16 protein-coding genes are annotated in these 18,191 nt (G+C 67.3%); 9 read left to right on the top strand and 7 right to left on the bottom strand.

Going from position 1 to position 18,191, the window contains the following annotated elements; all coding sequences use genetic code 11:
• Window positions 1–4 precede the first annotated feature (4 nt).
• Genes Q1V78_RS00810 through Q1V78_RS00800 form a run of 3 tightly spaced genes read right to left on the bottom strand, consistent with a single transcriptional unit; the run spans window position 5 to window position 2,759 of the window.
• Window positions 5–1,339 carry a 5-(carboxyamino)imidazole ribonucleotide synthase gene (locus Q1V78_RS00810; RefSeq protein ID WP_300610569.1) on the bottom strand — a complete coding sequence of 445 codons (1,335 nt, stop codon included), beginning with the start codon at window positions 1,337–1,339 and terminating at the stop codon, window positions 5–7.
• A complete protein-coding gene (locus tag Q1V78_RS00805) occupies window positions 1,336–1,878 on the bottom strand; it encodes a hypothetical protein (protein WP_300610567.1) in 543 nt (180 codons plus the stop codon). Before Q1V78_RS00805 ends, Q1V78_RS00810 begins: the two co-directional genes overlap by 4 nt.
• Complete coding sequence (locus Q1V78_RS00800; protein ID WP_300610564.1) at window positions 1,878–2,759, bottom strand: biotin--[acetyl-CoA-carboxylase] ligase; 882 nt, start codon at window positions 2,757–2,759, stop codon at window positions 1,878–1,880. Before Q1V78_RS00800 ends, Q1V78_RS00805 begins: the two co-directional genes overlap by 1 nt.
• A gap of 102 nt (window positions 2,760–2,861) precedes the next feature.
• Between Q1V78_RS00800 and Q1V78_RS00795 the strand changes: the two genes are divergently transcribed.
• From Q1V78_RS00795 to Q1V78_RS00785, 3 genes are read left to right on the top strand one after another with little or no spacing between them, the layout of a single operon-like run.
• A complete protein-coding gene (locus Q1V78_RS00795) occupies window positions 2,862–4,358 on the top strand; it encodes an acyl-CoA carboxylase subunit beta (RefSeq protein ID WP_300610562.1) in 1,497 nt (498 codons plus the stop codon).
• A 46-nt stretch (window positions 4,359–4,404) separates the two neighbouring features.
• The gene (locus Q1V78_RS00790; RefSeq protein WP_300610560.1) at window positions 4,405–4,737 is read left to right on the top strand and encodes a hypothetical protein; all 333 of its coding nucleotides are present in this window, start codon (window positions 4,405–4,407) and stop codon (window positions 4,735–4,737) included.
• A gap of 59 nt (window positions 4,738–4,796) precedes the next feature.
• Window positions 4,797–5,447, top strand: a complete 651-nt coding sequence (locus Q1V78_RS00785) for a nucleoside triphosphate pyrophosphatase (protein WP_300610558.1) — start codon at window positions 4,797–4,799, stop codon at window positions 5,445–5,447.
• A 99-nt stretch (window positions 5,448–5,546) separates the two neighbouring features.
• On the opposite strand, the gene Q1V78_RS00780 is transcribed toward Q1V78_RS00785, so the two are convergent.
• Together Q1V78_RS00780 and prpD are read right to left on the bottom strand one after the other, a co-directional pair.
• Window positions 5,547–6,734 (bottom strand): bifunctional 2-methylcitrate synthase/citrate synthase, encoded by a 1,188-nt coding sequence (locus tag Q1V78_RS00780; RefSeq protein ID WP_300610555.1) that lies wholly within the window; start codon window positions 6,732–6,734, stop codon window positions 5,547–5,549.
• A 130-nt stretch (window positions 6,735–6,864) separates the two neighbouring features.
• Window positions 6,865–8,388, bottom strand: a complete 1,524-nt coding sequence (gene prpD / locus Q1V78_RS00775) for a 2-methylcitrate dehydratase PrpD (RefSeq protein WP_300610695.1) — start codon at window positions 8,386–8,388, stop codon at window positions 6,865–6,867.
• 331 nt (window positions 8,389–8,719) lie between these two features.
• On the opposite strand from prpD, the gene Q1V78_RS00770 reads away from it, so the two are divergent.
• The 4 genes from Q1V78_RS00770 to Q1V78_RS00755 all read left to right on the top strand — a co-directional run bounded on the left by Q1V78_RS00770 (window position 8,720) and on the right by Q1V78_RS00755 (window position 13,564).
• Window positions 8,720–10,462, top strand: a complete 1,743-nt coding sequence (locus Q1V78_RS00770) for a biotin carboxylase N-terminal domain-containing protein (RefSeq protein WP_300610693.1) — start codon at window positions 8,720–8,722, stop codon at window positions 10,460–10,462.
• Window positions 10,463–10,774: 312 nt separating this feature from the next.
• Window positions 10,775–11,353 (top strand): hypothetical protein, encoded by a 579-nt coding sequence (locus Q1V78_RS00765; protein ID WP_300610553.1) that lies wholly within the window; start codon window positions 10,775–10,777, stop codon window positions 11,351–11,353.
• A gap of 18 nt (window positions 11,354–11,371) precedes the next feature.
• Complete coding sequence (gene glpK / locus Q1V78_RS00760) at window positions 11,372–12,997, top strand: glycerol kinase GlpK (RefSeq protein ID WP_300610550.1); 1,626 nt, start codon at window positions 11,372–11,374, stop codon at window positions 12,995–12,997.
• Between the two features lie 9 nt (window positions 12,998–13,006).
• Window positions 13,007–13,564 (top strand): DUF1707 domain-containing protein, encoded by a 558-nt coding sequence (locus Q1V78_RS00755; protein WP_300610547.1) that lies wholly within the window; start codon window positions 13,007–13,009, stop codon window positions 13,562–13,564.
• Window positions 13,565–13,676: 112 nt separating this feature from the next.
• Here the strand turns inward: Q1V78_RS00755 and Q1V78_RS00750 are convergent, their stop codons facing one another.
• Entirely contained in the window at window positions 13,677–14,888 is a 1,212-nt protein-coding gene (locus tag Q1V78_RS00750; RefSeq protein WP_300610545.1) for an amidohydrolase, read from the bottom strand.
• Between the two features lie 143 nt (window positions 14,889–15,031).
• Between Q1V78_RS00750 and Q1V78_RS00745 the strand changes: the two genes are divergently transcribed.
• Together Q1V78_RS00745 and Q1V78_RS00740 are read left to right on the top strand one after the other, a co-directional pair.
• Window positions 15,032–15,880 carry a purine-nucleoside phosphorylase gene (locus Q1V78_RS00745; RefSeq protein WP_300610543.1) on the top strand — a complete coding sequence of 283 codons (849 nt, stop codon included), beginning with the start codon at window positions 15,032–15,034 and terminating at the stop codon, window positions 15,878–15,880.
• Window positions 15,877–17,484 carry a phospho-sugar mutase gene (locus tag Q1V78_RS00740; protein ID WP_300610541.1) on the top strand — a complete coding sequence of 536 codons (1,608 nt, stop codon included), beginning with the start codon at window positions 15,877–15,879 and terminating at the stop codon, window positions 17,482–17,484. The genes Q1V78_RS00745 and Q1V78_RS00740 overlap by 4 nt, the downstream gene beginning before the upstream one ends.
• Here Q1V78_RS00740 and upp read toward each other — a convergent pair.
• On the bottom strand, window positions 17,425–18,072 hold the full coding sequence (gene upp, locus Q1V78_RS00735) for a uracil phosphoribosyltransferase (protein ID WP_300610539.1): 648 nt from the start codon (window positions 18,070–18,072) through the stop codon (window positions 17,425–17,427). The genes Q1V78_RS00740 and upp overlap by 60 nt on opposite strands.
• Window positions 18,073–18,191: the final 119 nt, after the last annotated feature.

Below are 18,191 nucleotides of genomic sequence, written 5' to 3'. Positions count from 1 at the left end.
TTTTCTAGGCCTCGGTCCAGCCGTCGGACCACTCGGCAGCGACGAGGAAGTCCGCAGCCAGGCGGGCGTCGCGGCGCAGCTGTGCCACCGCTTCGTCGGTCGCGGGCTGGTCGGCGGGCAGGGAGAGGTTCACGTGCCCGATCTTGCGGCGCGGGCGCCAATCCTTGCCGTACATGTGGATCTTCGCCGCCGGAAAGCGGCGCCACACCTGGTCCATTCGCTCGTGCATTGGCATGGCTGGGTCGGCGTCGTCGTGCCCCAGCACATTGGCCATGACAGTGGCGGGCGCGGTGAGATCCGTGCTGCCCAGCGGGCGGTCCAACACCGCGCGCAGGTGCTGCTCGAACTGGCTGGTCACGGAACCGTTCTGGGTCCAGTGGCCGGTGTTGTGCGGGCGCATGGCCAGCTCGTTGACGCTGATCGCCAGCTCACCGTCGGCGTCGCGGAACTCGAAGAGCTCAACGGCGAGCACGCCGGTGACGTCCAGCTCGGTGGCGATGGTGCGGGACAGTTCGCGAGCCTGATTGAGAACCTCGCCGTCGTGACCCGGTGCGGGGGCGACGGCCTCCACGCAGATGCCGCGCTCCTGCACGGACTCGGTGATCGGCCAGGCCTTCGCCTCCCCCGACGGGGTGCGGGCGACCAGGGCGGAGAGCTCGCGGACAAGCTCAACCTTCTTCTCGGCCATCAACGACACGCCCTTGTCCAACAGCTCGGCGACCAGCTTCTTGAGCTCGGCCTCGGAGCCCGGGAACCACACGCCCTTGCCGTCGTAACCGCCGCGGCGGGCCTTGAGGCAGACCTTGCCGCCGGTGGTAGCCCAGAAGGCGGCGGCGTCCTCGGTGTTCTCGATGGCCGTGAAGGCCGGGACCGGGGCGCCCAACTCGGAGAGGCGCCGGCGCTGGACCAGCTTGTCCTGCGCATTGATCAGGGCCTTCGGCTGCGGCTGGACGTTGATGCCCGCGGCGATGAGATCGTCGAGGAACTCGTTCGGCACGTGCTCGTGGTCGAAGGTCACGGCGTCGGCGTCCTTGGAGACCTCCGCGACGTGCGCCTTATTGGTGTAGTCCCCCAGCACGACGTCTGCAGTGACCTGCGCGGCGGAGGCATCGGCGGAGCCGGCGAGCACGCGGGCAGACAGGCCCAATTCCACGGCCTCCTGCTGCATCATGCGGGCCAGCTGGCCATCACCGATGATGGTGACCAACGGGGCGCCCGGCGCGTGGGCAGCCGCCCGGGCGATGGAGCAGTCGGCGGCGCGCGTCATGCCGGAATCAGCGGTGGAGTCGGAACCGGATGGTGCAGAAGAATGAGCTGAATCTTTCACACGGCCAATCATAGTGCCCGCGTGTAACTGCGGATCAGGCGGACGAAGCGTTTGGCATAGGGCACGTCCCGCAGCACGATCGGATTGCGGGTTCCCATCACGAACACGGAGACGGTGGAGCCCTTCGCGCGGGCATCCACGATGTACTCCAGCGGCACCTGTGCGGTCTGGCTACGCCAGTGCCCGGTGGCGGTGATGAGGCGCTCGTTAGTGAGCATCATTCGGCTGCGGGCGCGGAAGATCATCTGCCGCCCGCAGCGCCGCCAGGCCAGGAAGATCCACAGCACCACCAGCGCGCGCCGGCCCCACTGGGCGGTGAGGTACAGCGGATCGTTGACGTGCAGCGCCAGCTGGCTGGGCACCGGCAAGCTATAGCCGAGCAGGCGGAGGGCCTCCGCGTCGAGGAAGTGGTCGATCAGCCCGATCAGCGCCCAGGTCACCCCGGTGATCAGCAGCAGCTCCAACACGGGGAAGAGCAGGGAGCGGCGGTTGGGGCACAGCTCCGCGAGGATCCTCTCACCTGGCTCGAAGGTGATTTTCCCGAAGGCCATCAGTATTCCCCTTCCGCGGGGCGCAGGTGGGTGACGTCCCCGGCGGCGACGACCAGCGCACCGCCGCCGTCGACGTCAACGACCAGCGCACCGGTGCCCGCCACGTCGCGGGCAACGCCGTGGGTGGTCGTGCCGTCCGGAAGATGGACCACGACCTTCGTGCCGAGGGTGTCGACGACCTGCCGGTAGCGCGGCAGCACGCTCTGCGGCGCCCCTCCCAGCTGGATAAAGCGGCGCAGTCCGCCCACCAGCTCGTCGATCAGCGCGATGGCCAGGCGGGTGCGCACGCCGGGGCCGTCTTCGGTCGACTCCTGGTCGCTCGGAATGCCCTCCAGAACCAAGGAGGTCGCGTGTGGCACCGGCAGCTCCGAGCGGTCCAAGTCCACGTTCAACCCCAATCCGATCACCACAATCGGTTCGGGTTCAAGCTGCACGGCTTCCACGAGGATCCCAGCGAGCTTCCGGCCGTCCACCATCACGTCATTGGGCCACTTCAGCTCCGCCGGGACCTCCGCACCGGCCGCCCGGCTCACCGCGCGCACCGCGTCCACCGCAGCGACACCGGTCAGCAGTGGCAGCAAGCCCAGCCGGGTCGCCATGTCCACCCCGGGCAGCCGAACGGCCACAGAAACAATCAGCTGGCTGCTGCGCGGCGCACCCCACGCCCGATCCAGCCTCCCCCGGCCCTGCGTCTGTTCCTCGGCAAAGAGCACGGAGAACTCCGGCACCTCCTCGCCTGCCGCCAGCGCCGCACGAATCTGCTCAGCGAGCACGCTATTGGTGCTCGTGGTCTGATCGAGCACCTCCACGGACCCACATCCGAGGGCGGGCAGTACCTCGTGCAAGGTGGCGGCGTCGAGAAGAACACGGGAAGTTTGCATGCCCTTGATGTTAGAACACGGCGCGGACACACCCCGCCGCCCGCAGCTGCCCAGCCCGTGTGGCGTAGGGACTGCCCCGCCACATGATCTAGACTGTGTGCCATGAATCCTCAGAATGACACGTCCACCACGGCCGGAAAGATCGCGGACCTCCAGGACCGCCTGGCGAAATCCCGCCAACCCGCCGGGGAGGACGCGGTGCGGGCAGTGCACAACGCTGGTCGCCTCACCGCCCGCGAGCGGGTGGAAGCGCTGCTGGATGATGGCAGCTTCGTGGAGATCGACGCCCTGGCGCGCCACCGCTCCAAGGCCTTCGACCTGGAGAAGGAGCGCCCGCTGACCGATGGCGTGGTCACCGGCCACGGCACCATCGACGGCCGCCCGGTCTGCGTCTTCTCGCAGGACGCGACCCTGTTCGAGGGCAAGATCGGTGAAACCACCGGCGCGAAGATCATCAAGGTGCTGGAGCTGGCTCTGAAGTCCGGCACCCCGGTGATCGGTTTCTACGACGGCGCCGGCGCCCGCCTCAAGGAGGGCATCATCGCCCTGGACATGTACTCCCGCATCCTGCGCCTGCAGACCCAGGCCTCCGGCGTGATCCCGCAGATCGCGGTCGTCGCCGGCGAGTGCCGTGGCATTCAGGTGCACGGGATCGCGATGTCCGACGTCGTCATCTCCGTCGACGGGCAGGGTTCCCTGTCTATGGACGCCAACCCCGGCGGGGTGGTCGAGGCCCAGGAGACCGGCACCGCCCACATCGTGGTCCCCGACGAGTCCGCCGCTCAGGACACGGTGGCCGACGTGCTGAGCTACCTGCCCTCCAATAACCGGGCGATCGCCCCGGCCACGGAGCCAGTGAATACCGAGCTGGCGAATCGTCGCGCCGAGGAAGGCGCCGATGACGCCGCGCTGAGCAGCGAGATCGACCACCTGATCCCGGACTCCGCGTCCGAAACCTACGACGTGCGCGATGTGCTGGCCGCAGTGCTGGACGAGGACAGCCTGCTGGAGCTGGGCCTGGGCTTCGCGCCGAACATCATCACCGGCTTCGCCCGCCTTGAAGGTCGCGCAGTCGGCGTGATCGCCAACCAGCCGACCGTGAAGGCCGGCGGCATCGACATCGACTCCGCGGAGAAGGTCAGCTACTTCATCCAGCTCTGCGACGCCTTCAACGTGCCGCTGGTCTCCTTCGTCGACGCCCCGGGCTTCCTGCCGGAGGAGCCGGACGCGCCAGTCATCCGCCGCACCGCGAAGCTCTACCACAGCACGGCTGCAGCGTCGGTCGGCAAGATCACGGTGATTACCCGCAAGGCCACCGGCTCTGCCTACCTGGCCCTGGCTGCGAAGCGGATGGGCACGGACCTGGTCTTCGCGTGGCCGACCGCGGAGGTCGCGGTGGCGGACGCGGATACCTTCGCCGCCGAGATCGGCGCGGACGAGGCGACCCCCCAGGATCCCTACGAGGCCGCCGCGAGCGGGCTGGTGGATGCGGTGCTGCCGCCGAGCCAGACCCGCCAGAAGCTGGTGGAAGGCCTCGGTCTGCTGGAGCGCAAGGTTGAGGACGGCTACCCGCGCAAGCACAGCATCGTCACGTTCTAGCGCCCCGCTGCGCCCCAGCCCCGCCGAGCCCCCGTTTGGAGCACCCATGAGCAGAAAGTTTTCCCGCGCCCGCCGCAGTACACAGCCAACAGAGCTGACCAGCGCACGGTTGACGCACCGCCCTGGCGCGACGTTTGCCGAGCAGGAAGCACCCCAGGCGGAGCAACAGGCCGCCGTCGAGGTGGTGAAGGGCAATCCCACGCCCGTCCAGCGCCAGGCTCTGGAACAGCTGGTGGGTGAGCTCACCGAGCAGGCTGAGGAGCGCCGCCGCGCCAAGCCGAACACCCGGGGCTGGTACGGCACCACCGACGAGCCCTTTGCAGGCGCCCCGGAGCCGAACCCGGCGGGCTTCCGTAACCCGAATTTGCCACAGGCCTAGCTGCCGCACCGCGCGGCGGCACACTGATATTTCCTCCCGTCCCTTTCAAGGAGCGAGACATGCCTGACTCCCAGGCCACCCCACGCATCGTGCTGGCGTCCTCCTCCCCCTCCCGGCTCTCCATCCTGCGCAGCGCCGGGGTGGAGCCGGTCGTCCAGGTCTCCGGCGTGGACGAGGACGCCGCGATGCAGCGTTTGATCGACGAGGCCGCGAGCCAGGGGCGCACCCCCACCCCCGCCGAGAAGGTCTGCCATCTAGCCAAGGCGAAGGCGACCGCGGTCCTGGAGGACGGGCTCCGGCTGGGCGAGGGCGACGTGCTGATTGGTGGGGACAGCATGCTGCTGCTGGACGGGGAGCTGCAGGGAAAGCCGCACACCGCGGAGGAAACCGTGCGCCGCTGGCAGCAGCAACGGGGCAAGCGGGCGGAGCTGATCACCGGGCACGCGATCTACCACGGCGGGCAATGGTTCGAGGACTCCTCGGCCACCAGTGTGTTCTTCGCGGATGCCAGCGATAAGGATATCGAGGCCTACGCTGCCTCCGGCGAGCCCTGGGGCTGCGCGGGTGCCTTCACGCTGGAGGCCCTCGGCGGCTGGTTTATCGACCGCATCGAGGGAGATCCTTCCAGCGTCATTGGGCTCTCCCTACCGCTGGTGCGCCGGGCGCTGGAGCACTTCGGCCTCAGCGTCTCGGACTTCTGGAACCGCTAGCGGCGGCCAGGGTGGCCGATACGGTCACCTCCCCGGCGCGCCGCCGGTGCCGGCTTCGCTGACTAGTCGGGCTATCAGCCTCGCTGTGTTCTCTGGTTATCAGCTTCGCTGGGCGATTGGCACGACCTTCCGCTGCTCGGGCCCGTTGTAGGCCGACAGCGGGCGGATCAGCGAGTTGTTCTCGAACTGTTCCACGATGTGCGCCGTCCACCCCGCCACGCGGGCGATAACGAATAGTGGCGTGAAGAAGTCCACCGGGAAGCCCAGCAGGTAATAGGCGGGCCCGGCCGGGAAGTCGAGGTTCGGCTTGATCCCGGTGCGCTTGTCCATCGCCGCGGCGAGGTTCTCGTACATCGCCACCCACTTGGCCCCGTCGTGGCGCTCGGCCAGCGCGCGGAACGACTGCTCCATGCTCGGCACGCGGCTATCCCCGTTCTTGTAGACGCGGTGGCCGAAGCCCATGATGAGCTCCTTGTTATCGAGGGTTGTGTTGACCCACTCCTCCGCCTTCGCCGGGTCGTCGACCTCCAGCATGGTGTGCATGACGAACTCGTTGGCACCACCATGCAGCGGCCCCTTCAGCGCGCCGATCGCGCCGGTGATCGCGGAATACACGTCGGAGCGGGTCGAGGTGATCACGCGGCTGGTGAAGGTGGAGGCGTTGAAGGAGTGCTCGGCGTAGAGGATGAGGGATTTCTCGAAGTCCCGCACGTCCTCGGGGTTGCTCGCCGGCGAATCAGGCCCGTTACCGAAGACCATGGCTAGCAGGTTTTCCGCCACCCCCTTCTCCGGGTCCGGGGCGACGATGTCCTCGCCCCTTCGGCGGCGGATGTCCATCGCCATGGCCATCGGCAGCTGGGCCAGCAGGTTGTGGCCGACGTGCGTGATGTGCTCCCGGTTTGGGGTGAAGTGCTCCGGGTCCTTGGTTCCCATGTAGCTCACCGCGGTGCGCATGACATCCATGGGGTGGCAGTCGGTGGGCAGGGAGTGGATCAGCGAGATCAGCCCGGGATCGAGCTTGCGGTAGGAGCGGCCTGCTTTATTGAACTCGGTGAGCTGGGCTTCGGTGGGCAATTCGCCGTTCCACAGGAGATAAAACACCTCCTCGAAGCTGCAGTTTTCGACGAGGTCCTGGACGGCGTAGCCGCGGTAGGTCAGCGAGTTCGTCTCCGGCATGACCTTCGAGACGCTGGTGTAGTCGGCGACCACACCGTAGAGCCCCTTGCGGACCTCCGGCTGCTCGGCTGCGGCGTTCTGGGCGTTGGCGTTCTGAGTGTTCGTGCTCATGGTGGAAGCTCCTTTGCTCCTCGTTGCTGTGGCTCAGGTGGTGCTGTTGGTCTTTGGTGTTGCTGTGACTCGGGTGCTGCGTGGCATCGGTTGCTGTTGCTCGTCGTCCCCTTCGGGGTTCCGCTGTGGCTTAGAAGATGCCCCGCGGGATCTGTGGCGAGCGGGACAGGGTGTCCGCCGAGAATCGGATGTTGAGCTCCCCGAAGTCCGCAGCACTCATCGACGGCAGGTTTTCGGCTGCATCCAGGAAGCGGTTCTGTTCCGCCTCGTCGATGGCGCCCTCCGCCAGGGTCCGGAACTTTTCGACGTAGTTGGCGCGCTCGAAGGGCCGCTCGCCCAACGGGTGCGCGTCGGCGACGGCAAGCTCGTCCTCAATGACGGTGCCGTCCTTCAGGGTGATCACCGCGCGTGCCCCGAAAGCCTTCTCCGCGGGGTCCTCGGAGTGGTAGCGGCGGGTCCACTCCGGGTCCTCCACCGTGGAGATCTTCCGCCACAGCTCGATGGTCTCCGGCCGCTGCGCCCGCTCCGGGGCGTAGCTGTGCTCGTGGTGCCACGTGCCGTCCTCGAGAGCCACGGCGAAGATGTACATCACCGAGTGGTCGAGGGTCTCGCGCGAGGCGTGCGGGTCGAACTTCTGCGGGTCTCCGGAGCCAGTGCCGATGACGTAGTGCGTGTGGTGGCTGGTGTGCAGCACGATGGATTCGATCTGGCTCAGGTCACCGACCTGATCGCGCATGCGCCGGGCCAGGTCGATGGGCGCCTGGGACTGGTATTCGGCGGAGTGCTCCTTGGTATAGGTGTCCATGATCCCGCGCTTGGGCTCCCCCGGCTCCGGCAGCGGAACCGTGTACTCGCCCCCCGGCCCGTCCAGGAGCCAGGCGATCACGCCGTCCTCACCCTCCCAGATCGGGGCGGGCGCGCCCTCTCCGCGCAATGCACGGTCTACGGCCTCGATGCCCATCTTCCCGGCGAAGGCTGGGGCGTGTGCCTTCCAGCTGGAGATCTCACCCTTGCGGGACTGGCGGGTCGCGGTCGTGGTGTGCAGTGCCTGACCGATGGCCTGGTAGGTCTGCTCCGGCTCCAGCGACAGCAGGGTACCCAGGCCCGCAGCCACGCCGGGGCCCAGGTGGGCCACGTGGTCGATCTTGTGTTTATGCAGGCAGATCCCCTTCACGAGGTTGACCTGGGCCTCGTAGGCGGTGGTGATCCCCCGGACCACATCCTTGCCGCTCAGCCCCAGGTCCGCGCCGCGGTGCTGGGCGACCGCGAGCACGGCGGGGATGTTATCCCCCGGGTGGGAGTAGTCCGCGGCCAGGAAGGTGTCGTGGAAGTCCAGCTCTCGCACCGCCACCCCGTTGGCCCAGGCCGCCCATTCCGGGGAGACCCTTTCTTCGACCCCGAAGACGGTCGCGCCCTCCCCCTGCAGCGGACGGCCGACCGAGAGGGCCTGGGCGCGGGCAGAAGACACCGGGCGGCGCAGCACCGAGGCCACCGCGACGGCAGCGTTATCGATGACGCGGTTGACGACCATCTCCTCGACGTCCTCGTCGACGGCGACGGGGTCGGCGGCCATCATCGCGATCTTCCAGGCCAGATGTTCCTCCCTGGGGAACTCTTCGGCAGACTTTCGGGTACGGACAACGTGGTTTTTCACCATGAGCCTCCTCACAACTCCTTAGCTTGGCGAAAATAATAGACCGCATAGCGGACACGCGAAGCGCTTTCCCAAAGCCAGTGAGTGGGAGAATTCATAGTTGGCTTGTGAGAGCACGTCAGCCCCACCCCAGTTCAGAAGAGCTTGAGCGAAACACCGCGCGCCAGGTAACAATTCAGCAACAAATAGCGGTAGGGTGATGAGTTCAAAGAGTACCCACATTGGAGGAGTTAACGTCGTGACGGCCAAGACGGATCAGGTGTCGAGCGCGCCAGCTCAAGGTGCTGCTGCGACGGCGAGCTCCGAGGGCATCACCCCCATCAAGAAGGTGATGATCGCCAACCGCGGCGAAATCGCAATCCGCATCATCCGCGCCGCACAGGACGAGGGCATCGCCTCCGTCGCGGTCTACGCCGAGCCGGATGCCGATGCCCCGTACGTCCGTATGGCCGACGAGGCCTTCGCGCTGGGTGGGCAGACCTCCGCCGAGAGCTACCTGAACATCGACAAGCTGATCGCCGTGGCCAAGGAGTCCGGCGCCGATGCCGTCCACCCCGGCTACGGCTTCCTCGCAGAGAATGCGGACTTCGCCCGCGCCGTCATCGACGCTAGCCTGAACTGGATCGGTCCGCCACCGGAGGCCATCGACCGCCTCGGCGACAAGGTCACCGCACGCCAGATCGCCGCGATGGTCGATGCTCCCATGACACCGGGAACGAAGCACCCCGTTTCCAGCGCCGCCGAGGTCGAGGAGTTCGCCAAGCAACACGGCCTCCCGGTCGCGGTGAAGGCCTCCTTCGGCGGCGGTGGCCGCGGCATGAAGGTCGCCTACACGATGGAGGAGATCCCGGATCTCTTCGACTCCGCCACCCGCGAGGCCATCGCAGCCTTCGGCCGCGGCGAGTGCTTCGTCGAGCGCTACCTCGACCGCGCCCGCCACGTGGAGGCGCAGGTCATGGCCGATAAGCACGGCAACGTCCTGGTCGCCTCCACCCGCGACTGCTCCACGCAACGTCGCTTCCAGAAGCTCATCGAGGAAGCACCGGCCCCGTTCCTGACCGCCGAGCAGAATCGCCGGATCTACGAGTCCGCCGAGGAGATCTGCCGCGCCGCGGGCTACCAGGGCGCGGGCACCGTGGAGTACCTGGTTGGTTCCGACGGCCTGGTCAGCTTCCTAGAGGTCAACACCCGCCTGCAGGTCGAGCACCCCGTCACCGAGGAGATCACCGGCTGGGATCTGGTGCGCGAGCAGTTCCGCATCGCAGAAGGTCGCCCGCTCTCCCGAACGAGCCGCCCGACGCTGCGTGGCCACGCCATCGAGTTCCGCATCAACGGCGAGGACGCGGCCAATAACTTCATGCCGAACCCGGGCATGGTCACCGGCTACCGTGAGCCCTCGGGCCCTGGTGTGCGCATGGACTCCGGCATCGAGGAGGGCGCCGTCATCGGTGGCCAGTTCGACTCCATGCTGGCCAAGCTCATCGTGTGGGGCGAGGACCGCGAGCAGGCCATTGCGCGCTCGAAGCGTGCACTGCGGGAGTTCCAGGTTGCTGGCCTGCCGACGGTCATCCCCTTCTTCCAGCAGATGCTGAACAACCCGGACTTCACCGCGGAGGATGGCTTCAAGGTCTACACCCGCTGGATCGAAGAGGAGTGGGATGGCTCCCTGCCCGAGGCCGCCGAGGATGGGACTGCAGCGGCGGGCGGCGAGGAGAAGCTGCCTCGCCAGCGCGTCACCATCGAGGTTGCGGGCCGCCGCGTGGAGATCACCGTCCCGGGCGAGCTGATGGCCGCCGGCGGTCGCACGAAGCGGGCCCCTCGCCGCCGCGCCGCCGCGGGCGAGGCCGCCATCACCGGCGATACCGTGGCCGCCCCGATGCAGGGCACGATCGTGAAGATCGAGGTCTCGGAGGGCCAGCGCGTCGCCGAGGGCGATACCCTGCTGGTGCTGGAGGCCATGAAGATGGAAAACGCCCTGCAGGCGCACAAGTCGGGCGTGGTCACCGGACTCGCTATCGCCCCGGGCGATAGCGTGACGAAGAACCAGGCGCTCTTCGAGATTCTCGACGACTAGCGCCCCTTCTACCCCGCTCCCGCTTCTGCACTGCCGTTCCCGGCCTTCTTCGGCGCTGCCGTTCCCGGCTCCTTCGGCAGAGTATCGCCAGGCGCCGCAGGGAGCTAGATCGAGGGTTGTCTACCCACCGGCACCGGGGTCTGTTTAGAATGGATTGGTAGATCTGATCCACGCTGGGGGTCACCCATGCCCCAGTGATGAGGCCTGCCCTATACCTGGGGGCGGCGCTCCTGGCTGCGAACGTGGCTTTGAGTTCGCGGCGCGGTTCGCTTACTCCCGGTGCCCACCCTGTTTTGCGGAGTTTCAAGAGCTATGACCGATAACCACCTTCAGCCCGAGGACCAGCCGGACCTGGTGACCGACAAGCCGACCGAGGCAGAAGAACACGACCGCGGCACCCGAGGGGTCTCCCCCAAGTTGCTGGGAATCATCGGCGCCGTATTCCTGGTCATCGGCACGATCACGTGGATCGTCAGCCTCTCCTCCGTCAAGGGCTTCTCCGAGGACCACCCCACCGCAGTGAAGGCGGAGACCTCCTACTACCTGCTCGCCGATAAGGACGCCCTCGAGGCCACCGCCTGCGGTTTCTTTGGCCCCGGCAGCAAGCCCATCCACGACAAGGTCAAGGACCTGGAGGACCTCACCGACGAGGACGTCAAGATCAAGGACATCTCCCTGCCGTTCACCAAGGTCAAGGGAGTGTACGCCCGGGTGGAGTTCATCGAGAACATCCAGGGCGCGCACATCGCGTGTAACGAGGGGAAGAACTACATCTCCACCAAGTCCGGTGGCTCGCTGAATACCCTCCGCTGGATCTCGATGATCGGCGTGGGCAGCGGTATCGCACTGCTCGTGGTGTCCGCAGTTCTCCGCGGTCGGGAAAATCGCTAGGTCCCGCAGCCGCACACGATGGACACTCTCGCGAATCAGTTTTCCAACCAGGTCGCTGAGCAATACGCCCGCCTGACCAACTCCCGTCGGGGATTCGTCCTCTCCATCGACCAGGGGACGACCTCCGCGCGCTGCATCATTTTCGACGGTCGCGGGGAGATCGCGAGCCGCAGCCAGCTGCCACACGAGCAGATCTTCCCGCACCCGGGCTGGGTGGAGCACGACCCGGAGGAGATCCGGCTCAATATCCGCCGCGTCATGGCCGACGCAGCCGCCTCCGAGGACATCACCCCGGAGGAGATCGCGGCCGTGGGCATCACCAATCAGCGTGAAACCACGGTGATCTGGGACCGGGCTACGGGCGAGCCGATCTACAACGCGATCGTCTGGCAGGACACCCGCACCGCCGACCTCGTCGACGCTCTCACCGGTGAGGAGCGGGAGCTCATCCAAGAACGCACCGGCCTGCCGCCGTCGACGTACTTCGCGGCGTCGAAGATCCGCTGGATCCTGGACAACGTGGACGGCGCCCGCGAACGCGCAGAACGCGGGGAGTTGGCCTTCGGCACCATCGACACCTGGGTGATCTGGGAACTGACCCGCTCCTCCCGCTCCCGGTCCGCGGACCGTTCCGGTCGCCGTTCCGGGGCCAAGGCAGGACGCCAGCGCGCCAAGCACGTCACCGACGTGACGAACGCTTCCCGCACCATGCTGATGGACCTGTCCACCCAGCAGTGGGACGAGGAACTCTGCAAGATCTGGGACATCCCGATGTCCCTGCTGCCAGAGATCGTCTCCTCCAGCGAGGTCATCGGCCGCGTGCGTCGCTCGGGTCCGGTGCAGGGCGTGCCGATCGCGGGGATCCTCGGCGATCAGCAGGCCGCCGCCTTCGGGCAGGCCTGCCTGGAACCGGGGGACGCTAAATCCACCTATGGCACGGGCAGCTTCCTGCTGCTCAACACCGGGGACGAACCGCAGCGCAGCAAGCACGGGCTGATCACCACCATCGCCTACCAGCTGGGGAATCAGCCCCCGAAGTACGCGCTGGAGGGATCCATCGCGGTGACCGGCTCGCTGGTGCAGTGGCTCAGCGAGTCCCTGGGCTTCTTCAACACCGCCGACGAGATCGAGCCCCTCGCCCGCTCCGTGGACGACAACGGCGGCTGCTACGTGGTCCCCGCCTTCTCCGGACTGCTAGCACCCCGCTGGCGCCCCGAGGCCCGCGGGGTGATCACGGGGCTGACCCGCTACGTCACCAAGGCCCACATCGCGCGCGCTGCCCTGGAGGCCACCGCCTTCCAGACCCGGGAGGTCGTCGAGGCGATGAACGCGGACTCCGGCGTCCCACTGACCAGCCTGAAGGCCGACGGCGGCATGGTGGAAAACAACCTGCTGATGCAGTTCCAGGCCGACCAACTGGGCGTGAGCGTCACGATCCCGAAGATCACGGAGACCACCTGCCTGGGCGCAGCCTATGCCGCTGGCCTCGCGGTGGGATTCTTCCAAGATGAGGAGGAAATCCGGCGGCTGTGGCAGGAGGAGCACACCTTCACCCCGCGGGCATCCGAGGAGGAGCGAGACGAGCTCTACCGCATGTGGAATAAGGCTGTGGAACGCACCTTCGGCTGGGCCACGAAAGCGTAGGCTCGGTATATGACTTTTTCGAATGACTCGCAGAACCGGCCGGGGGAACACGGTTCGCGACCCGATCCCCGAAGCGCTGTCCGCATCGGAAATAAGGAGCGCGAGGAGGCCATGGACCTGCTTTCGAAGCACCTCGAGGCGGGCCGGCTAGACATTTCAGAATATGACGACCGCTGCCGCCACATCGCCAACGCGAGGGTGCATGGCGAGCTGACGGAGGTCTTCCTGGATCTCCCCCGCATCCCACGCGGCGACCAGGCGCAGCAATCGCAGGTGGTTGCGGTGCCCGGCTATGGGCAGCTAGTGTACACCGCCGAGGAGGTCGCCGTGGCCTCCAAGCGGGGGCGCAATATCCGCGGCGGGATCATGGCGCTCTCCGTGGTCAGCGCATTCATGCTGGTCACGGTGTCGGAATGGTTCCTGTGGATCATCCCCGTCGTGGCGATCCTGCTGTACATGCTCAAGATTGGCCCGGAGTCCTGGTACATGCCGACGAATCGGCAGCTCGAGCGCGAACAGCGCCACGCCGTTCGCCAGCTACGCCAGCAGCGCCGCCTGAACCGCTAATACTGCCCTCGTGGGTTGATGCTCCCGCGGTGTTCCGTGGCGCTGTCCCCAGTTGACTCCGCCCACCAGCGGCGCCGTCTCCCAGGCTAGGAGTACAGCGCGGGGGATCCAGTTAGGGGCGGAACTGGTCGATGACCCCGGCGAAGAGCCGGACCCCAATGCCCAGGGCGCGCTCGTCGAAGATGATATTCGGCCGGTGCAGGTCCGGCTTGTCCCCCTCGCCGGTCCACGTGCCCAGGCGCGCCATCGAGCCCGGCACGTGCTCCAGGTACCAGGAGAAGTCCTCCCCGCCACTGGACTGCGGGGCCTCCACCAGGGAGTGCGGATCGACGTTGCGCACAGACTGCGCGAGCAGCGCGGTCGCGACGTCGTCGTTGGTCACCGGCGGCACGCCCTTCGTGTAGTGCAGCTCCGCGCTCGCACCCGTCGGGGCGACGATCTCGTCCAGCAGCTCGCGGACGATCGCCTCGCTCTCCCGCCAGACCCCGACCTCGGCGGTGCGGAAGGATCCGACGAGACGGACCTCCTCAGGAATCGCATTGAAGGCCTGCCCACCGTGGACCGAACCGAAGGCAGCGACGGTTCCGCTGCGCGGGTCCACCCGCCTGCTCAGCAGCTGCGGCAACATCGTGACGACCAGGCCAGCGGCGTTGATGAGATCCGCCGTCAGGTGCGGGCGCGAGGTGTGGCCACCGGGGCCGCGCAGGACGATCTCCATGACATCCGTGGCGGAGGTGATCGCGCCCACGCGCACGCCGATCTGCCCGCAGCGCAGCTTCGGCTCACAGTGCACCGCGAAGATCTGGTTCACACCGCGCAGGGCGCCGGCTGCGATGACGTCCTTGGCCCCACCGTCCAGAACCTCCTCGGCGGGCTGGAAGATGCCGCGCACCCGCACGCTCAGGGCGTCCTCGCCGTACTCCTCGACGTAGGCAGCCAGGGCGACCATGAGGCCCAGCAGGATGGTGGTGTGCATGTCGTGGCCGCAGGCGTGCATCACGCCGGGCACGGTGGAGCTGAAGTCCAGGCCGGTGGTTTCGGTGACCGGCAGGGCGTCGATGTCCCCGCGGAAGGCGATCATCGGGGCGGTCTCGGGTCCGATGTCGACGGTGGCTCCCTTGCAGGTCATTTCCTGTGGTGTAAGGCCGGCGTCGCGGAGGATGCCCATGATGAAGGCGGTGGTGCCGTCCTCCATGTGGGAGAGTTCCGGGTTCCGGTGCAGGTGGCGCCGCCACTCGATCAGACGGTCCACGTTCTCGTTCAGCCACAGGGTGACGTACTGAGTGAGATGGGCCGCCTCAGAGGTGGGTCCGCCGTGTTGCACTGCATGCCTCCCGGCTTAAAGCCAATAATTGTCGATGTCTGCTGATTGTGGCGCTTCAAGACCGAGTAGTCTAGTTGCGCCGCATAAAACACCATTCTATATGCCCACCCCTGTGGTACGTGACTTCGCGGTAGCCTTGGGCCATGTCTAGCCACAATGCGCAATCCTCGCCCGCTGCGTCGAATCCCGGGCAGGCCCCCTACGAGCTCGCGGAGCAGGCTGCCGCGGCGTTGCTGCAGAAGACTGGTTCTTCTGCCTTCGACGTCGCCATCGTCCTGGGTTCCGGTTGGCGACCAGCTGCGGACGTGGTCTGCGAGGCCGCGGAAAGCGACGTCCAGGAGTTCCCGATGTCCGACCTGCCGGGCTTCCTGCCACCCACCGCAGAGGGCCACGGCGGCACCATTCGGGCGCTGCGCATCGGCGAGCGCAACGTGCTGATCCTGCTGGGCCGCACGCACGCCTACGAGGGCCACGAGCTGTGGCGGTGCGCGCACGCTGTGCGCACCGCTGCCGCCGCGGGGGTGAAGCAGGTCGTACTGACCAATGCCGCGGGCGGACTGACGGAGGGCATGTCCGTGGGCGAGCCGGTCTTGATCAGCGATCACATCAATTTCACGGCGAAGACCCCGCTGGTGGGCGCGAACTTCGTGAACCTAGTGGATGCGTACTCCCCCGAGCTGCGCGAGAAGGTCAAGGCCCTGCGCCCAGGCATTCGTGAGGCGGTGTACGCGATGATGCCAGGGCCGCAGTACGAGACCCCGGCGGAGATCCACATGCTGCGCACCTTCGGGGTGGGCCTGGTGGGCATGTCCACCGTCTACGAGACGATCGCCGCCCGGGAGGCCGGCGTGGACGTGCTCGGCATCTCCCTGGTCACGAACCTCGCGGCGGGGGTTACCGGCGAGGCGCTGAATCACGAGGAGGTGCTGGCCGCCGGCCAGGCCGCAGCCCAGGAGATGGGTTCCCTGCTCGCGAGCGTGATCCAGTCGTGAGCCCCTCCCCGCAGGAAACGATTCCAGCCCAGCAGGACAATAGTTCCCAGCCGGGCTTGAGTTTCGGCACCGCGGGTCTGCGCGCCCCGGTGGGCGTGGGGCCGGATCGCATGAACGTCGCCACCGTCACCCGAGCGACCGCCGGGGTGGCCGACTGGCTCATCGCCCAGCACCCGGAGCGGCCCGCGGCCGATATCGCGGTCGCCGTGGCTCACGACGCCCGCTACGGCTCCGAGACCTTCGCGCGAGCCACCGCCGAGGTGTTCGCAGCCAAGGGATTCACCGTCACCCTGCTGGGTGGCAACAACCCCACCCCGGTGCTGGCCTGGCTGGTGCGCGAGCGGGGTCTGGACGCCGGCGTTCAGATCACCGCCTCGCACAACCCAAAGGGCGATAACGGCTACAAGCTGTACCTTTCTGGTGGCTCCCAGCTAGTCTCCCCCGCCGATCGCGAGATCGAGGCAGCCATGGCGGCCCAGCCGGTGGCCGAGGAGGTCGCCCGCTCCCGGAGCGTGCAGCTGGAGCTCGGCGCCTCCCAGGGCTACGAGGCCGCGATCAGTGGACCGGTTGTCAGCAGCGAGAACGCGGTGCTCAGCGCCCGGCGCGCCCTGACCATCGCCTATACCCCGATGCACGGGGTCGGCGGGGACACGCTGGAGTCCGTGCTGCAGGCCAATGGCTTCGCGGATATCCACGCGGTGGCGGCACAGCGCTGGCCGGACCCGGAGTTCCCGAGCGTGGATTTCCCCAACCCGGAGGAACCCGGCGCGACCGATCTGCTGCTCGGACTGGGTAAGGAGGTCGGCGCGGACCTGCTGATCGCGCTCGACCCGGATGCGGACCGCTGCATGATCGGCGTGCCCACCGGTAACGATCCGGCCTACCGGATGCTGAGCGGAAACGAGGCCGGCCCGCTGTTGGCCCGTCGCGTGCTCTCTGGCGTGGCGGCAGACTCCGCTGCCCCGCCGGTGGTGGCGACGACCTACGTCTCCTCCCAACTGCTGGGTGTGATGGCCCAGGCCAGCGGGTGGGAGTACGTGGAGACGAAGACTGGCTTCAAGCACCTGGCGCGCGCCGCGGAAGGTCGCCCGGGCGAGTTGGCTTTCGCCTACGAGGAGGCCATCGGCACCTGCCCCTCCCCCGGCATCGTCGCAGATAAGGACGGCATCGCCACCGCGCTGGTCGCGGCCGCCTGGGCGGCGGAGCTCGCCGCGGCGGGGCGGAGCCTGGCGGACGAGCTGGCGGCGATCGAGCAGGAGTTCGGTTGCTTCCGCTCCAGCCAGCTCTCGATCCGCTTGGATTCCATCGGGCAAGCCACGGACGTCATTAAAAAATTCGCGGCCACACCGCCGGAGAACCTGGCGGGGGCCGCGATGAGCGCCGAGCTGCTGGGTGAGGAGGCCGCGGAGGGCCTGCGCCTGGTGGGTAATGCAGACGGCGTGGCGCTGCGGGTCGTCGCCCGACCGAGCGGGACGGAGCCGAAGGCGAAGTTCTACCTGGAGGCCGTGGGCGAGACCGCGGACCGCGAGCAGGTGGAGGCTGCGCTAGCGGCTCTCGAGGTCGATATTCCGCGGGCCGTAGAGGCGGTCGCCGGCGTCGCCTAGACCCGGATCGATGTAGGCGTTCTCGTCGAGCGCCGGATCGATCGTGGCGGTGACGAGCTTGCGCACCGGCAGGCCAGAGTTCACCAGCTTGTCCACGCCCGGCTGGGCGGAGACCATGCACACGCAGGTGATGTCGTCCGCGCCGTGCTCGACGAGCAGCTCCACGGCGTTGAGCAGGGAGCCACCGGTGGCGAGCATCGGGTCGACCAGCATGACGGGCTGCCCGGAGAGATCATCCGGCAGGGCCTCGAGGTACGGGACCGGCTCGTGAGTCTTCTCGTCGCGGGCCAGGCCGATGAAGCCCACCTGGGCGTCCGGGATCATCGAGAGGGCCGGGTCGATCATGCCGAGGCCCGCGCGGATGATGGGGACGATGATTGGCGGGTTCTTCAGCCGGTGCCCCTCGGCGGTGGAGACAGGCGTTTCCACGTTGAAGGATTCAGTCTCGAGGTCGTTGCTAGCCTCGTAGATCAACATCGCACCGAGGTCCGCGAGGGCGTCGCGGAAGACCACGTTGTTGCTGCGGGCGTCGCGCATAATCGTCAGACGGGCGCGCACGAGAGGATGATTGACCACCTTGATGTCCATGCCTCCAAATCTACGTTAAGCACAGGGCCCGCGAGAAAATTGGCGTGGCCGGGAACCAAATGGCCGTCCTCGTTGTCTAATACCTCTGAGTTGCTTCACGCACCGAGACGATTCAGGGA

Source organism: Corynebacterium sp. (assembly GCF_030152825.1).
In the GTDB taxonomy this organism is placed as follows: domain Bacteria; phylum Actinomycetota; class Actinomycetes; order Mycobacteriales; family Mycobacteriaceae; genus Corynebacterium.
Note: the sequence above shows the minus strand (reverse complement) of the source record. Positions and strands in the feature narration are given on the sequence as shown.

Coding starts and splice junctions, on each gene's coding strand:
- Q1V78_RS00800 (WP_300610564.1), bottom strand. CDS start 2,759: ATGCAAACTTCCCGTGTTCTTCTCGACGCCGCCACCTTGCACGAGGTA.
- Q1V78_RS00805 (WP_300610567.1), bottom strand. CDS start 1,878: ATGGCCTTCGGGAAAATCACCTTCGAGCCAGGTGAGAGGATCCTCGCG.
- Q1V78_RS00770 (WP_300610693.1), top strand. CDS start 8,720: ATGATCGCCAACCGCGGCGAAATCGCAATCCGCATCATCCGCGCCGCA.
- Q1V78_RS00780 (WP_300610555.1), bottom strand. CDS start 6,734: ATGAGCACGAACACTCAGAACGCCAACGCCCAGAACGCCGCAGCCGAG.
- upp (WP_300610539.1), bottom strand. CDS start 18,072: ATGGACATCAAGGTGGTCAATCATCCTCTCGTGCGCGCCCGTCTGACG.
- Q1V78_RS00810 (WP_300610569.1), bottom strand. CDS start 1,339: ATGATTGGCCGTGTGAAAGATTCAGCTCATTCTTCTGCACCATCCGGT.
- glpK (WP_300610550.1), top strand. CDS start 11,372: ATGGACACTCTCGCGAATCAGTTTTCCAACCAGGTCGCTGAGCAATAC.
- Q1V78_RS00785 (WP_300610558.1), top strand. CDS start 4,797: ATGCCTGACTCCCAGGCCACCCCACGCATCGTGCTGGCGTCCTCCTCC.
- Q1V78_RS00790 (WP_300610560.1), top strand. CDS start 4,405: ATGAGCAGAAAGTTTTCCCGCGCCCGCCGCAGTACACAGCCAACAGAG.
- Q1V78_RS00755 (WP_300610547.1), top strand. CDS start 13,007: ATGACTTTTTCGAATGACTCGCAGAACCGGCCGGGGGAACACGGTTCG.
- Q1V78_RS00765 (WP_300610553.1), top strand. CDS start 10,775: ATGACCGATAACCACCTTCAGCCCGAGGACCAGCCGGACCTGGTGACC.
- Q1V78_RS00745 (WP_300610543.1), top strand. CDS start 15,032: ATGTCTAGCCACAATGCGCAATCCTCGCCCGCTGCGTCGAATCCCGGG.
- Q1V78_RS00795 (WP_300610562.1), top strand. CDS start 2,862: ATGAATCCTCAGAATGACACGTCCACCACGGCCGGAAAGATCGCGGAC.